Source organism: Siminovitchia fortis, from assembly GCF_007681465.1.
Lineage (GTDB): Bacteria > Bacillota > Bacilli > Bacillales > Bacillaceae_C > Siminovitchia > Siminovitchia fortis.
In genome coordinates, this window is record NZ_VEKZ01000205.1 from 1 (window position 1) to 233 (window position 233).

Sequence of the window (233 nt, forward strand, 5' to 3'; positions counted from 1 at the left end):
TACCAAAGGCTGGAGCCCTTTTTGTATTTAATAACTAGATTTTACTTTCGTAATCCAGGATAATATTCTCTAACCATTGGGAGCATTCAGTCATAGTATCAAAATCATGTAAGTATACTCCATTTTTATACAGTGAATACTTTTTATGTTGCATACTAACACCTCCTTTGATTGATACATGTATCGTACCAGGAGGTGCTGCGTGTTTATATGCGTTGTTTGAATGGGGGCTT

Annotated in this window: 1 protein-coding gene; it reads right to left on the reverse strand. The window is 35.6% G+C overall.

The window, feature by feature from the left end:
* Positions 1 to 34 precede the first annotated feature (34 nt).
* The coding region (locus tag FS666_RS20140) for a hypothetical protein (protein ID WP_222119395.1) at positions 35 to 233 on the reverse strand (199 nt) is incomplete at its 5' end.